The organism is Mycobacterium sp. E2327 (assembly GCF_001672675.1).
In the GTDB taxonomy this organism is placed as follows: domain Bacteria; phylum Actinomycetota; class Actinomycetes; order Mycobacteriales; family Mycobacteriaceae; genus Mycobacterium.
In genome coordinates, this window is record NZ_LZKE01000018.1 from 39,577 (window position 1) to 51,998 (window position 12,422).

At 69.2% G+C, this 12,422-nt stretch carries 12 protein-coding genes; 3 read left to right on the forward strand and 9 right to left on the reverse strand.

From position 1 onward, the window contains the following. The first annotated feature begins 16 nt into the window (after positions 1–16). The gene (locus A5712_RS02015; protein WP_068100646.1) at positions 17–808 is read left to right on the forward strand and encodes a DUF1206 domain-containing protein; all 792 of its coding nucleotides are present in this window, start codon (positions 17–19) and stop codon (positions 806–808) included. A 2-nt stretch (positions 809–810) separates the two neighbouring features. Here A5712_RS02015 and A5712_RS02020 read toward each other — a convergent pair whose 3' ends face one another. The 6 genes from A5712_RS02020 to tkt are packed head-to-tail and all read right to left on the reverse strand — an operon-like array spanning position 811 to position 7,649. After that, entirely contained in the window at positions 811–1,191 is a 381-nt protein-coding gene (locus A5712_RS02020; RefSeq protein WP_068100650.1) for an ATPase, read from the reverse strand. Between the two features lie 23 nt (positions 1,192–1,214). After that, positions 1,215–1,958 carry a 6-phosphogluconolactonase gene (gene pgl / locus A5712_RS02025; protein WP_068100652.1) on the reverse strand — a complete coding sequence of 248 codons (744 nt, stop codon included), beginning with the start codon at positions 1,956–1,958 and terminating at the stop codon, positions 1,215–1,217. Beyond that, positions 1,955–2,866 (reverse strand): glucose-6-phosphate dehydrogenase assembly protein OpcA, encoded by a 912-nt coding sequence (gene opcA / locus A5712_RS02030; protein WP_068100740.1) that lies wholly within the window; start codon positions 2,864–2,866, stop codon positions 1,955–1,957. The genes pgl and opcA overlap by 4 nt, the downstream gene beginning before the upstream one ends. Next, the gene (gene zwf / locus A5712_RS02035) at positions 2,863–4,425 is read right to left on the reverse strand and encodes a glucose-6-phosphate dehydrogenase (protein ID WP_068100653.1); all 1,563 of its coding nucleotides are present in this window, start codon (positions 4,423–4,425) and stop codon (positions 2,863–2,865) included. Before zwf ends, opcA begins: the two co-directional genes overlap by 4 nt. Then, positions 4,422–5,543, reverse strand: a complete 1,122-nt coding sequence (gene tal, locus A5712_RS02040) for a transaldolase (RefSeq protein ID WP_068100655.1) — start codon at positions 5,541–5,543, stop codon at positions 4,422–4,424. The genes zwf and tal overlap by 4 nt, the downstream gene beginning before the upstream one ends. A gap of 15 nt (positions 5,544–5,558) precedes the next feature. Then, the gene (gene tkt / locus A5712_RS02045) at positions 5,559–7,649 is read right to left on the reverse strand and encodes a transketolase (RefSeq protein ID WP_068100657.1); all 2,091 of its coding nucleotides are present in this window, start codon (positions 7,647–7,649) and stop codon (positions 5,559–5,561) included. Positions 7,650–7,902: 253 nt separating this feature from the next. Here tkt and A5712_RS02050 point away from each other — a divergent pair, with 253 nt between their 5' ends. Continuing rightward, positions 7,903–8,832 (forward strand): heme o synthase, encoded by a 930-nt coding sequence (locus A5712_RS02050; protein ID WP_068100659.1) that lies wholly within the window; start codon positions 7,903–7,905, stop codon positions 8,830–8,832. A gap of 148 nt (positions 8,833–8,980) precedes the next feature. On the opposite strand, the gene A5712_RS02055 is transcribed toward A5712_RS02050, so the two are convergent. After that, a complete protein-coding gene (locus tag A5712_RS02055) occupies positions 8,981–9,955 on the reverse strand; it encodes a quinone oxidoreductase (RefSeq protein ID WP_068100661.1) in 975 nt (324 codons plus the stop codon). A 19-nt stretch (positions 9,956–9,974) separates the two neighbouring features. Between A5712_RS02055 and A5712_RS02060 the strand changes: the two genes are divergently transcribed. After that, a complete protein-coding gene (locus A5712_RS02060; RefSeq protein WP_068100663.1) occupies positions 9,975–10,607 on the forward strand; it encodes a hypothetical protein in 633 nt (210 codons plus the stop codon). Here the strand turns inward: A5712_RS02060 and A5712_RS02065 are convergent. Further along, the gene (locus tag A5712_RS02065; RefSeq protein ID WP_068100742.1) at positions 10,566–11,519 is read right to left on the reverse strand and encodes a heme A synthase; all 954 of its coding nucleotides are present in this window, start codon (positions 11,517–11,519) and stop codon (positions 10,566–10,568) included. The genes A5712_RS02060 and A5712_RS02065 overlap by 42 nt on opposite strands. 131 nt (positions 11,520–11,650) lie before the next feature. Further along, complete coding sequence (locus A5712_RS02070) at positions 11,651–12,361, reverse strand: ABC transporter permease (protein ID WP_231981933.1); 711 nt, start codon at positions 12,359–12,361, stop codon at positions 11,651–11,653. Positions 12,362–12,422 lie beyond the last annotated feature (61 nt).

The window sequence follows — 12,422 nt, forward strand, 5'->3', positions numbered from 1 at the left end:
CGGGCATCCCCGTGCCATGGAACCGGCACAAGTGGCCCAGAACGGCGTGTTCGAACGAATCGCCCGGGGCGGGTATGTGGTGAACGGGCTGCTGCACCTGATCGTCGGCTATCTCGCCATCCGGGTCGCGTGCGGCGACGGCGGCACCGCCGACCAGACCGGGGCCCTGTCGACGTTGGCGGCCAAACCGGGCGGCCCGCTTGCGCTGTGGATCGCCGCGGCCGCGTTGTTGGCGATGGGCCTTTGGCGGCTCGTCGAGACGGCCCTCGGGCGGTCGTACGACCGCGAACCCGAGCGCTCGTCGCCGGGAGTGTGGGACCGGGCGAAGGCGTTCGGACTCGCGGCCGTCTACCTCGCCTTCGCCTACTCGGCGTGCGGATACGCCCGGGGCGCGGGCAGGCCGGCCGATCAACAGAATTCGAGCATCAGCGCGCGCCTGATGCACACCACCGCTGGCACGCTCGCGCTCATCGCCTGCGGCGTGCTCATCGTGGTGGTCGGGTGCTATCACGTCTACAAAGGCGCCAGCCGCAATTTCGTCGGCGACCTCAAGGGCAAGTCGGGTCGTCTGGTGCGACGCCTCGGCGCCGCCGGCTATGTGGCGAAGGGCGTGGTGATCGCCGGCACCGGGGCGTTGGTTGTCGTCGCCGCCTGCCGCTCCGAACCGAAGAAGGCCACCGGACTCGACGGGGCGCTGAAAACCCTCGGGGCCCAGCCCTACGGGGCGGCGTTGTTGATCGCGGCCGGCGTGGGGATCATCACCTACGGCCTGTACAGCTTCGTGATGGCCCGATCCACCAAGATGTAGGGCTAGCGGTTGCGCAGCCGGTCCAGCACGCCGCGCACGGCATGCTCGGTGATCGACAGCGGTGACATCATCGTCTCGCCCACCTTCACCATGTCGTCGATCCGCGCGACGATGGCCTCCACGGGCTCGACCAGCACGATCAGCCGCTTGGCCAGGTCGTCGAGGCTGGCGAGGGTGCCGTCGAGGTGATCCAGCCCGGCCTCCATCCGTTCGACCGTGGCGTTGAGGTTGGTGAGCGAGCTGTTCAGCTCCCTCATCGTGGTGCTCAGGCCGTCGAGCACGTCCTCGACCTGTTCGACGGTCTTGTCGGCGTTCAGCGCCGCCTGGGTGAGGGTTTTGATCCGGCTTCGCTCGGGCCCCCCGCGCGCGGTTCGGTCTGCCATGACTGCATTATTACCCCGACCGGTTAGCCGGGAAGCTTGGACGCGGCCTCCTGGTCGAGCAGCCAGAGCGTGGTCTCGAGGCCGACGGCCCCGGCGGCCGGCACCGACGCCGGCGGGGCGCCACCGATGGCGGCGGCCGCCGCCTCGGCCTTGCCCGCCCCGGACACCATCAGCCACACCTCGCGGGAACGCCGGATAGCGGGCAGCGTCAACGTGATTCGCTGCGGCGGCGGTTTGGGGGAGTCCTCGACGGCGACCACCATGCGGCTGGTCTCGCGCACGGCCGGGGTGTCCGGGAAGAGGGAGTTGATGTGGCCCTCCGGCCCCATTCCCAGCAGGTGGACGTCGAAATTCGGCACCGGCTGGCCGGGTTCGGCGTTGGCGGCCAGCAGCTGCTCGTAGGCCAGCGCCGCGGCCGCGAGGTCCGCGCCGAATTCGCCGTCGCTGGCCGGCATCGTGTGCACCTGGCTCGACGGGATGTCGACGTGATCGAGCAGGGCCTCCCGCGCCTGCTTGTCGTTGCGCTCGTCGTCGTCCTCGGGCACGTAGCGCTCGTCGCCCCAGAACAGGTGCACCTTGGACCAGTCGATCTCGTCACGACGGGTGGCGAGGTAGCGCAGCAGCCCGATGCCATTGCCGCCGCCGGTCAGCACGATCAGGGCCCGGCCCCGCGCCGCCGCGGCGTCCTGGATGGTCTTGACCAGCCGTCCGCCCGCGGCCTCGACGAGGGCGTCGCCGTCCTTGAGTACTTCGACGATCGGGCTCATACGTACTGCACCTTCTTGATCCCCTCCAGCGCTGTTCGGTAGACCTCGTCGGCGTCCAGCCGGCGCAGGTCTTCGGCCAGGCATTCCCCGGTTTCCCTGCGCGCCAACGGAACCAGGGCGTCCGGGCGCGCGGTGCGGCTCAGGGTGGCGGTCCTGCCCTCCTGGGGCCGGCTGAGCGTGATGGTCTCGCTCTGGCGTGCCAGCTCGACTTTGAGCTCGCCGACCGCCCGGCGCACCGGACCGTCGATGCGGCTGGCCAGCCAGCCCGCCAGGATGTCGAGCGCGGGCTCGGTCTTGAGGCCGGAAACCAGCGCCGACTCGATCGGTTCGTGCGGCGGCTGGTCCACGGCGGAGGTCAGCAGCGCCCGCCAGTAGGTGATGCGCGCCCAGCACAGGTCGGTGTCGCCGGCGCTGTACCCGGGCAGGCGGCTCTTGATCGCCGACAACGGGTCGATGCCGTTGGTGGCGTCGGTGATGCGCCGGATTGCCAACTTGCCCAACGGGTCCTGCGCCGGCTTCTCCGGCGCGATGTCGGGCCACCACGCCACGACGGGGATGTCGGGCAGCAGGAACGGGACGACCACGCTGGCGGCGTGGCCGGCCAGCGGCCCGGAGAGGTTGAGGATCACCACCTCGCTGGCGCCGGTGTCGCCGCCGGAGCGCAGCTGGGCGTCGAGGCGTGGCTCGTCGGCGTACGGGTCGCCCCGCATCGTGACGATGATGCGGCTCGGGTGCTCGTGGCTGGCGTCGTTGGCCGCCTTGAGCGATTCCTCCAGCACGTCCTCGCTGTCGGGCGCGATGAGCAGCGTCAGCACCCGCCCCATCGTGACGGCGCCGGCCTTTTCGCGCAGCTCGCTCAGTTTCTTGTTGACCGCGGTGGTGGTCGTTTCGGGCAGGTCGACAATCACGGCCGCCGCCATTCCCTGCCCGTGCGGCGCAGCATCTCGAACGCCGATTCCGGGCCCCAGGTGCCGGCCTCGTAGGGGTCGGGCTTGCCGTGCGAAGCCCAGTTCTCGAGGACGGGATCGAGTATCTCCCAGGCCAATTCGACTTCCTCGTTGACCGGGAACAGGGATGGCTCGCCGAGCAGCACGTCGAGGATGAGCTGCTCGTAGGCCTCCGGTGATTCCTCGGCGAACGCCGATCCATAGGAGAAGTCCATGTTGACGTCGCGGACTTCCATGGCGGTGCCCGGCACCTTGGAGCCGAACCGCAGGGTGGTGCCCTCGTCGGGCTGCACCCGGATGACCATCGCGTTGGCGCCGAGCTCGTCGGTCATGGTCGCGTCGAACGGCAGGTGCGGCGCGCGCTTGAAGACCAGGGCGATCTCGGTCACCCTGCGGCCCAGGCGTTTACCGGTTCGCAGGTAGAACGGCACGCCGGCCCAGCGGCGGGTATCGACCTCGAGAGTGATCGCGGCGAACGTCTCCGTGGTGGAGTCCTTGGAGAACCCCTCCTCGTCGAGCAGCCCGACGACCTTCTCGCCGCCCTGCCAGCCGCCGGTGTACTGGCCGCGGCTGGTGGTCTCGTCGAGCGGTTCGGCGAGCTGCGTCGCCGAGAGCACCTTGATCTTCTCGGTTTGCAGCGCAGCCGGATTGAAGCTCACCGGCTCCTCCATCGCGGTCAGCGCCAGCAGCTGCATGAGGTGGTTCTGGATGACATCGCGGGCGGCGCCGATGCCGTCGTAGTAGCCGGCCCGGCCACCCAGCCCGATGTCCTCGGCCATGGTGATCTGCACGTGGTCGACGTAGTGGGCGTTCCAGATCGGGTCGAACAACTGGTTGGCGAACCGCAGCGCCAGGATGTTGCGGACCGTCTCCTTGCCCAGATAGTGGTCGATGCGGAACACCGCCTCCTCCGGGAAGACGGCGTTGACGGTTTTGTTCAGCTCGCGGGCGCTTTCCAGGTCGTGGCCGAACGGCTTTTCGATGACGACCCGGCTCCACCGGTCGCCCTGCGGGCGGGCCAGGCCGGACTTGTGCAGCTGCTCGCACACCACCGGGAAGGCGTTCGGTGGGATCGCCAGGTAGAAGGCGTGGTTGCCGCCGGTGCCGCGCTCGGCGTCGAGCTTCTCCAGCGTCTCAGCGAGCCGGGCGAACGCCTCGTCGTCATCGAAAGCGCCCGGCACGAAACGGAATCCCTCGGCCAGCCGCTCCCAGTTCTCCTCCCGGAACGGCGTGCGGCAGTGCTCCTTGACGGCCTGGTAGACCACCTTGCGGAAATCCTGCGTCTGCCAATCCCGCCGGGCAAAACCCACCAGCGAGAAGGTGGGCGGCAGCAACCCGCGGTTGGCCAGGTCGTAGATGGCCGGCATCACTTTTTTGCGGGCCAGGTCGCCGGTGACCCCGAAGATCACCATGCCGCACGGGCCCGCGATCCGGGGCAGTCGCTTGTCCTGCTTGTCCCGCAACGGGTTTCGCCACTGCGCGGCGTCGCGGGAGCCCGCCTTCGAGCCCGCCGGGCTCATTTGCCGAGGGAATCGAGTTGCTTCTGCGTCTCTTCCAACAGCTCGGTCCAGGACTCCACGAACTTCTCCACGCCCTCGTTTTCCAGCACCACGAAGACGTCGGTCAGGTCGACGCCGACCGCGGCCAGCTTGTCGAACACCTCCTGAGCGGCCGATGCGGTGCCGCTGACGGTGTCGCCCTTGATTTCACCGTGATCGGCGACGGCGTCGATCGTCTTCTCCGGCATGGTGTTAACCGTGTTCGGCGCGACCAGCTCGGTGACGTAGAGGGTGTCGGAGTAGTCGGGGTTCTTGACCCCCGTCGACGCCCACAACGGGCGCTGCACGCGGGCCCCGGCGGACTTGAGCGACTCGTAGCGATCGCCGCCCTTGAAGACCTCTTCGTAGGCGGCGTACGCCAGCCGGGCGTTGGCGACGCCGGCCTTTCCGCGCAGCGCGAGCGCGTCTTCGGAGCCGATCTTCTCCAGCCGCTTGTCGACCTCAGTGTCCACCCGCGAGACGAAGAACGATGCCACCGAATGGATCTTGGACAGGTCGTGCCCGGCCTCGCGGGCCTTCTCCAGCCCGGCCAGGTAGGCGTCCATCACCTGGCGGTGCCGCTCAACGGAGAAGATCAGCGTGACGTTGACCGAAATCCCCTCCGCCAGAACGGAAGTGATGGCCGGAATGCCGGCCTTGGTCGCCGGGATCTTGATGAACAAGTTGGGCCGGTCGACGATCTTCCACAGCTCGACGGCCTGCGCGGTGGTCTTGTCGGTCTCGGCGGCGAGGCGCGGGTCGACCTCGATGGACACCCGGCCGTCGACGCCGTCGGAGGCCTCCCACTGCGGCCGCAGCACGTCGCACGCGTTGCGGACGTCGTCGGTGGTGACCGTGCGAATGGTGGCGTCCACATCGGCACCGCGTTCGGCCAACTCGGAGATCTGTTCGTCGTAGGTGTCGCTGTCGGCGAGTGCCTTCTGGAAGATCGAGGGGTTGGTGGTCACGCCGACAACGCTTTTGGTGTCGATCAGCTCCTGCAGGTTGCCCGACCGCAGCCGCTCGCGCGACAAGTCATCCAGCCAAACGGACACCCCTGCTGCGCTCAACGCCGCGAGGTTGGGGTTCTGACTGGCCATGTGAATCACCCTTTCTCAGTTATCGACTACCTGCTCCGCGGCCGCCGCGACGGCTTCGGCGGTAAAGCCGAACTCACGGAACAAAGTCTTGTAATCGGCGGATTCGCCGTAGTGCTCGATCGACACGATGCGACCGGTGTCGCCGACGAGCTTGTGCCAGGACTGCGCGACCCCGGCCTCGACGGCCACCCGCGCCGACACCGACGGGGGCAGCACGCTGTCGCGGTACTCCTCGGGCTGCGACTCGAACCACTCGACGCACGGCATGGACACCACCCGCGCGACGATGTCCCTGTCCGCCAGCAGGTTTCGCGCCTCGACGGCGAGCTGAACCTCGGAGCCCGTGGCGATCAGCACGACGTCGGGCTCGTCGCCGCCGTCATCACCGAGGATGTAGCCGCCGCGCCCGACTCCCTCGAAGTTGGTGCCGTCCAGGACCGGCACGCCCTGGCGGGTCAGGATCAGGCCGACCGGGCCGCTGCCGTTGCCGCGGGCCAGGATCGTGCGCCAGGCGTACGCGGTCTCGTTGGCGTCGGCCGGGCGCACCACCGACAGGTGGGGGATGGCGCGCAGCGCGGCCAGGTGCTCGATCGGCTGGTGGGTCGGGCCGTCCTCACCCAGCCCGATCGAATCGTGCGTCCACACGTAGATCGTGTCGATGTTCATCAGCGACGCGAGGCGCACGGCCGGGCGCATGTAGTCGGAGAACTGCAGGAACGTGCCGCCGTAGGCCCGGGTCGGGCCGTGCAGCACGATGCCGGACAGGATCGCGCCCATCGCGTGTTCGCGAACGCCGAAGTGCAGCGTGCGACCGTACCAGTCGGCGGTGTAGTCCTTCGTCGAAATCGACGGGGGCCCAAACGATTTGACGTTGTCCATGGTGGTGTTGTTGCTGCCCGCCAGGTCGGCCGAGCCGCCCCACAGCTCGGGCAGTTTCGGCCCCACCGCGTTCAGCACCTTGCCGGACGCCGCGCGGGTGGCCAACGGCTTGTCCTCCGGGGTCCAGGTCGGGACGTCGGCGTCCCAGCCCTCGGGCAGCTTCTCGGCGGTCAACCGGTCCAGCAGCGCCTTGCGATCGGGTTCCCGCTGCGCCCACGCGTCGAACTCCGCCTGCCACTTCTCGTGCGCTTCCTTGCCGCGGTCCACCAGCTTGCGGGTGTGGGCGATGACCTCGTCGCGCACCTCGAAGTTCTTGTCCGGGTCGAAGCCGAGGATCTTCTTGACGGCCGCGACCTCTTCGTCGCCCAGGGCGGCGCCGTGCGCCTTGCCGGTGTTCATCAGCTTGGGCGCCGGGTAGCCGATGATGGTGCGCAGCTCGATGAACGACGGCCGGTCGGTGACGGCCTTGGCGTTGGCGATTGCCTCCTCGATGCCGACGACGTTCTCGCCGCCCTCCACCCGCTGCACGTGCCAGCCGTAGGCCTCGTAACGCGCGGCGGTGTCCTCGCACAGCGCGATGTTGGTGTCGTCCTCGATGGAGATCTGGTTGTGGTCGTAGAACACGATCAGGTTGCCCAGCTGCTGCACGGCCGCCAGCGACGACGCCTCGGACGTCACGCCCTCCTCGATGTCCCCATCGGAGGCGATCACGAAGATGAAGTGGTCGAACGGGCTGGTGCCCGGCTCGGCGTCCGGGTCGAACAGGCCGCGCTCGTAGCGCGACGCCATCGCCATCCCGACCGACGACGCCAGGCCCTGACCGAGCGGGCCGGTGGTGATCTCAACGCCCTTGGTGTGCCGGAACTCCGGGTGCCCGGGCGTCTTGGATCCCCACGTGCGCAACGACTCGATGTCCGACAGCTCCAGGCCGAACCCGCCCAGGTACAGCTGCAGGTACAGCGTGAGGCTGCTATGCCCGGCCGACAGCACGAACCGGTCACGACCCAGCCAGTAGGTGTCGCTGGGGTCGTGGCGCATCGTGCGCTGAAACAGGGTGTAGGCCAGCGGGGCCAGGCTCATCGCCGTTCCGGGGTGGCCGTTGCCGACTTTTTGGACCGCGTCGGCGGCCAGCACCCGGATCGTGTCGACCGCGGCCGAATCGATCTCGGTCCAGTCGTCGGGGAGGTGCGGTTGGGTCAGCGTGGAGATCTCTTCGAGTGTCGTCACAGCCTCAGTCCTTGGGTCATCAAGCTGATATTGCCTACCCTAATGCGGGAGTGCCGGCTCCTGCAGTGCAGAGTTCTGTAGTACCCAACGCCGGCGGCTGTGAAAATACGCCCCGGTCGCCTGGGCTTTGCAATCTGTTCGGAATTCTCGGAAGAATCCCTTTCGGACCCTCCGGGCAGGCGGCCGCCGGCACGCGGTCTACCATCGTGCGTAGTAGATGCTGCGCGCTGCTGCGACCCCGAGGAGTTATTGCGTGAGCGTTCGCGGGCGCGTCGCGCCGAGTCGAGAGGCACCGGGCCGGGTGCAAGGCACGGTCCTGGCGTACCTGGCGCTCACCAAGCCGCGGGTCATCGAGTTGCTGCTCGTCACCGCGATCCCGGCGATGCTGCTCGCCCACCGCGGCACCGTGAACCCGTTGCTGATCCTCAACACGCTGATCGGCGGGATGCTGGCCGCCGGCGGCGCCAACACGCTCAACTGTGTGGCCGACGCCGACATCGACAAGGTGATGAAGCGCACTGCGCGCAGGCCGTTGGCGCGCGCCGCGGTGCCGACGCGAAATGCCCTGGTCCTGGGGCTGGTGCTCAGCGTGGGCTCGTTCTTCTGGCTGTGGTGGACGACCAACCTGTTGTCCGGGCTGCTGGCCGTGGCCACCATCGCGTTCTACGTGTTCGTCTACACGCTGTTGCTCAAGCGCCGCACGTCGCAAAACGTCGTGTGGGGCGGGGCCGCGGGCTGCATGCCGGTGATGATCGGCTGGTCCGCGGTCACCGGCACCATCTCTTGGCCGGCGCTGGTGATGTTCGCGATCATCTTCTTCTGGACGCCGCCGCACACCTGGGCCTTGGCGATGCGGTACAAGGACGACTACAAGGCGGCCGGCGTCCCGATGCTGCCCGCGGTGGCGACCGAGCGTCAGGTCACCAAGCAGATCCTGATCTACACCTGGCTGACCGTGCTCGCGACGCTGGCGCTCGCGCTGGCCACCGGCTGGCTGTACGCGGCGGTCGCCCTGCTGGCCGGGGTGTGGTTCCTGGCCATGGCGCATCAGCTGTACGCCGGCGTGCGCGCCGGGGAGCCGGTCAAGCCGCTGCGGCTGTTCCTGCAATCGAACAACTACCTGGCGGTGGTGTTCTGCGCGCTGGCGGTCGACTCGGTGATCGCGCTGCCGACGCTGCTGTAGCACCGGTCACACCCGTCTCTCCGCGAGGCGGCACCCTTTGTGCCCGCCTCACAGCGACAACCTTTGTGGTGGAAGAGGTGTCGCTGCGAGGCGGGCAAAACGTCGACCCCTTCCCTTTTGGGGCCGCTGTGATAGGTGCGCCGAACCGTTATGGCAGCAGCACGATCGAGCCCGTCGTCTTGCGGCCCTGCAGGTCCTGGTGTGCGCGCGCCGCTTCGGCGAGCGGATAGCGGCCGCCGACCTCGATGGTGATGCCGCCGCCGGCGATCGCGTCGAACAGTTCGCCCGCGCGCCAATGGAATTCGTCGCCGGTGCGGATGAAGTGCGCCAGCGACGGCCGGGTCAAGAACACCGACCCGGCGGCGTTGAGGCGCTGCGGGTCGAACGGCGGAACGGGCCCGCTGGCGGCGCCGAACAGCGCGAGGGTGCCCCGGACGGCCAGGCTGGCCAGGCTGGCGTCGAAGGTCGTCGCGCCGACGCCGTCGTACACCGCGGCCACCCCTTCGCCCCCGGTCAATTCGCGGATCTTCTCGGCGAATTCGTTTGGGTCGTCGGGGTAGGAGAGCACCTCGGCGGCGCCGGCCTCCTTGGACAGCCGCTCCTTCTCCGGCGTGGAGACGGTGGTGATGACCCGCGCCCCGAGCAACGTGGCCCACTGCGTCAGGATCAGCCCGACCCCGCCGGCGCCCGCGTGCACCAGCACGGTGTCACCGCTTTTGACCGGATACACCGACGTCAGCAGGTAGTGCGCGGTCAGGCCCTTGAGCATCACCGAGGCGGCCACCTCGGACGTCACGCCATCGGGCACCTTCGCGGTCAAAGCCGCTGGGGCGGTCGCCAATTCGGCGTAGGCGCCGGACGCCGCGGCGGTGCCCACCCGGTCGCCCTCGCTGAAATCGTCGACCCCGTCACCCGTGGCGACGACGGTGCCGGCGGTCTCCTGGCCGAGGAGGAACGGCACCTCGCGCGGGTACTGCCCGGAGCGGAAATAGGTGTCGATGTAGTTGACGCCGATCGCCTCGGCCTTGATCAAGAGTTCGCCGGGGCCGGGCGTGGGCTCGGGGACGTCGACATACCGCAGGACTTCGGGACCACCGGTTTCGCTGATTTCGATTGCGTGCATGTGGATATCATGCCCGGGCATGAAGCTGGCCCGCCCGGACGTCTTCCATCCGCGCATCGTGCTGGCGGGTGATCCCCGACACCCCGACGATGCGGGGCTGGTGCCCGCGCTGCGAACCCGCGGGCTGCACGCGCGCTGGTTGCCCTGGGACGACCCGCGGACCGTCGGCGCCGACCTGGTGATCCTGCGCCGCGCCCCCGAACCACGCGACGACTTCCTGGCCTGGATCCGCCGGGTGCGCCACCTGCTCAACCCGCCCGACGCGATCGCGTGGAACCTCGGCGAGCGGTACCTGCGCGACCTCGAGGACGACGGGCTACCGGTGCTGACGGACGGGACGGCTCGGTCGGCGTTGGTATTCATCGGCGGGCAGGGGTCGCACGCGTGGCCGGGCGAGCCGGAGTTCGAGTCGTGGGACCTCGGATACGCCGCCATCGCGTCGGCCGCGCAACGCGCCGGAATCGGCTCGCGCGAGCTGCTTTACGCGCGCGCCGACCTGGCGGGGGACCGGCTGGTGGGGCTCGACCTGGTGGCGCCGTCGCTGGGCTGGTCGCGGCTTGACGCCGACACCCGCGGGCGGGCCCAGCGCGAGTTCGCCCTCGCCGTGGAGTCAGCCTGCGAGCGGCTGGGCCTCGGTCCGTTGTCGCATTGAGGCCCATAGCGCCGCCGTCGCCGCCGTGCAGGCAGCCGCGCCGGCCACGTGCACCGCGACCAGGGCGGCGGGCACCCCCGTGTAGTACTGGGCGGTGCCGACCGCGGCCTGGGCACACACCAGGGCGACCAGCACGCCCAGCCGCAGCCGGATGGCCCGGCCGGCGCCCACCGCCAGCAGCCCGAAGCCGAGCCCGACCAGCAGCGCCAGGTAGGAGACCAGCAGCGACGAATGCGCGTGCACCAGCGTGGTGATCTCGACCTTCAGCCGGGGCACCGTGCGGCTGGGGCTGCGGTCGCCGGCGTGCGGGCCGGCGGCAGTCACCAGCGTGCCGGCGACCAGCACCGCCGCCAGGTTCACCGCGCTCAGCGCGGTCAGCGCGCGCAGCGGCCGCGGCACCGCGTAGTGGACCACGCCGTTATCGGGCTCGCCCACCTTGACGTAGAGCAGCACCGACAGCCACACCATCGCCATCGACGTCAGCAGGTGCACGGCCACGGTCCACCACAGCAACCCGGTGCGCACGGTGATGCCGCCGATCACCGCCTGCACCACCGTCGACACCGGCATCAGCCACGCGTAGACCAGGACCTCGGTGCGCCGGCGCGCGCGGGTCACGGCCAGCACGGCAAGCGCCGCGGTGATCACCACGGCGAAGGTGATCATCCGATTGCCGAACTCGACGGCCTGGTGAATCCGTGGCACCTCGGCCACCGCGACCGGGGTGAAGCTGCCGGGAAAGCACTGCGGCCAGGTGGGGCAGCCCAGCCCGGAGGCAGTGACGCGCACGATCGCCCCGGTGACCGCAATGCCGCCCTGCGTGAGGATGACGAGGGCGGCGACGATCCGCTGGGCGCGCAGGCTGGGGTCGGGGAGCAGGTCCACCAACCGCCGCAGCGTTCGTCGTAGCACCGCCCGATGGTAAGCCAAGAAAAACTACGGTCTGTAGTACGGGCCCGTTGCGCCGAAATTGCCGCCATGGCTGTGAATCGGCGCGACCCGCGACCATGGCGCCAATCTCGGCGACCTCAGCGCGATGCCGTCTAGGTGAAGCGGAACCAGCGCCGGGCGGCCAGCGCGGCCAGCGCGCCCCACACCGCCAGGACGACGACTCCGAACCAGTCCACCGACAGCGTCATCGCTTGGGAGAGCGCCTCGGTGAGCGCGCCCGACGGGGTGAGCCGGGAAAGCCATTTCACCACCGGCGGGATCATCCTGGTTTCCAGAGTGAGCGCACCCAGGCCGGCAAAGACGAACCACATCAGGTTGGCCACCGCCAGCACGATCTCGGCGCGCAGCGTCCCGCCGAGCAACAGCCCGAGCGCCGCGAAGCCCGCGGTGCCCAGCGCGATGACGGCCGCGCCCAACAGCAACGCCGCGGGTGCGGGTCGCCAGCCGAGCGCAAAACCGATGGCGCCCAACAGGATTGCCTGCAGGAACACCACCGTGACGACCGCCAGCGACTTTCCGGCGATGATGCCCCAGACCGGCAGCGGGGTGGCCCCGAGCCGTTTCAGCGCGCCGTAGCGGCGATCGAAGGCGACGGCGATCGCCTGCCCGGTGAAGGCGGTCGAGATCACCGCGAGGGCCATGATCACCGGGACGAACGTGGCCGCGCGGTTGCGGCCGAAGTCGCCGAAGGGCAGCAGGGTCAGCCCCACCAACAGCGTGATCGGGATGAACATGGTCAGCAGCAATTGCTCGCCGTTGCGCAGCAGCAGCTTGAGCTCCAGCCCGAACTGCGCCGCGAGCATCCGCGGCACGGGGCTGGGGCGCGGGTGGGGTTTGAAGGTCCCCGCGGGGAAGGTGTTCGAC

What these genes read in the sequence shown, in the direction of transcription:
- A5712_RS02015 (WP_068100646.1), top strand. Translation starts at nt 17, where the DNA reads ATGGAACCGGCACAAGTGGCCCAGAACGGCGTGTTCGAACGAATCGCC.
- A5712_RS02070 (WP_231981933.1), bottom strand. Translation starts at nt 12,361, where the DNA reads ATGCTCGCGGCGCAGTTCGGGCTGGAGCTCAAGCTGCTGCTGCGCAAC.
- tal (WP_068100655.1), bottom strand. Translation starts at nt 5,543, where the DNA reads ATGGCCAGTCAGAACCCCAACCTCGCGGCGTTGAGCGCAGCAGGGGTG.
- pgl (WP_068100652.1), bottom strand. Translation starts at nt 1,958, where the DNA reads ATGAGCCCGATCGTCGAAGTACTCAAGGACGGCGACGCCCTCGTCGAG.
- A5712_RS02055 (WP_068100661.1), bottom strand. Translation starts at nt 9,955, where the DNA reads ATGCACGCAATCGAAATCAGCGAAACCGGTGGTCCCGAAGTCCTGCGG.
- A5712_RS02020 (WP_068100650.1), bottom strand. Translation starts at nt 1,191, where the DNA reads ATGGCAGACCGAACCGCGCGCGGGGGGCCCGAGCGAAGCCGGATCAAA.
- zwf (WP_068100653.1), bottom strand. Translation starts at nt 4,425, where the DNA reads ATGAGCCCGGCGGGCTCGAAGGCGGGCTCCCGCGACGCCGCGCAGTGG.
- A5712_RS02060 (WP_068100663.1), top strand. Translation starts at nt 9,975, where the DNA reads ATGAAGCTGGCCCGCCCGGACGTCTTCCATCCGCGCATCGTGCTGGCG.